Genomic DNA, 1643 nt, shown 5'->3' with positions numbered 1-1643 from the left:
TATGAGTAAAATGTTTGTGGGAGGAAGCTAAATTCCCTTCCATATGTTTCAAGGGGAGGTTTCCTTGAAAAGAAGAGGATGAGCAAAATAGATGCAAAAAGGACTCTCTTCCTGTATGTTGATAAGTGCGACCAAACCACAACAGGAGGTCAGAGAGTCCTATGCAACAGTTTATCACAGGTGGGCAAACATTAAAAGAGCTAGAAATGGAATTGTTTTTGATGTTGCAAAAAACGTATGGGGAAATGTTTCAACAGGTATTGGAATGGCTGGATGAAGAGCTAGCCAAACAACGAGATAAAAAACGCTATTACCTAAAAGATAAACGAACGGTACGCCTTCAGACGTTATTTGGGGAGGTGGAGGTTCGGCGCAATTACTATTTGGATCGAGAAAAAGGCGTGTATACGTGCTTATTAGATCCCTTCCTCGGGTTCGATGGCGCGAAGGGAGTGAGTCCATTATTGGAGGAAACCGCCATCGAATTAGCCGTTACCGGCCCTTCTTATCGCCAAGCCGCAGAAGCGTTAGAGAAGATGGTAGGCTATGCGGTGATGAGCCATGAAACGATTCGGCAGCTCGTGTTACAAGCAACGGTGGATAGACATCGCCCGATGGAAATGGAGCGACAGGTGTTGTTCGTGGAGGCGGACGGATTATACGTGAAACGGCAGCGAAGCCGGCGAAGAGGGAAAGAAGAAAAGATTTTGGCAGTGCACCAAGGATGGAAAGCAAACGGAAAGCGAGTATCCTTAGTTGGGAAACGGCACTATGTACACGAAACAAAAGAGCCGGTGTGGGAAGGATTAGAACTGTTTTTGATGGAAGAATACGGCTATGACCCCACGAGAGATTGGGTGGTCGTCAATGGCGATGGAGCGGAATGGATTACCGCTTGTCGAGAGTATTTTGGGGAACGAGCATTTTTCCAGTTGGATCGGTTTCATGTGGCTCGAGAAATTCGCGAATGTTTCAAAAACCATCCACGGTATCGAATGATTCGAAAGAAACTCGCCACGTTTGATGAAAAAGGGGTATTAACCGAATTGTACAGCGCCTTAGGGACGCTAGGGGACGAGAAGAAAGAAAAACAAGTAGAGCGATTGATCCAACGGATCGAGTCGATGCCGGGCTGTTTGAGCGATTATCGCGAGTGGCTGCAAGAGAAAGGGATAGATACGACCGGAATGCGCCCGATGGGAAGCGCGGAAGGAACGATGCACGTCTTTGCGAAGCGAGTAAAAAATGGACGAAGTTGGCGTGACGAAGGCATTCGAGCGTTTTTACAAGTGATGGTAGCTGTAAAAGATGGATTAACGATTCAGACGTGGAAAGGAGAGGTGTTTGCGCAGAAGGAGAAAAGAGAAACGGAACGAGAAACGATCGTGAAAAAGGCGATGAAGCACGTAGGAACAAAGGTAGCAGAGTTGGTGCGAGGGAATATCCGTTATTTCGATCATTCGTCAGGAACGCCTATTTATCAAGCGTTAAAAGCATTGAAAGGGTTTTAAAAAAGCGAAAAAAGGGCACGAAAACAGGATGAGAGGATTAGAAAACGCTTACATAAATCAAGTTATTTAAACCAAATATATCCAACGAATTAAAACATCAAAAAAAATCTCCCACAAACTCTTGACTCAATC

Annotated in this window: 1 protein-coding gene; it reads left to right on the top strand. The window is 45.4% G+C overall.

Translation table 11 applies throughout. The annotated features are described in order from the left end of the window. The first annotated feature begins 161 nt into the window (after positions 1-161). Complete coding sequence (locus tag GJ1_RS17350; RefSeq protein WP_066235137.1) at positions 162-1511, top strand: ISLre2 family transposase; 1350 nt, start codon at positions 162-164, stop codon at positions 1509-1511. The last annotated feature ends 132 nt before the right edge of the window (positions 1512-1643 follow it).

This window comes from Geobacillus jurassicus NBRC 107829 (genome assembly GCF_001544315.1).
In the GTDB taxonomy this organism is placed as follows: Bacteria; Bacillota; Bacilli; order Bacillales; family Anoxybacillaceae; genus Geobacillus; species Geobacillus jurassicus.
This window is presented reverse-complemented; position numbering and strand designations above follow the sequence as displayed.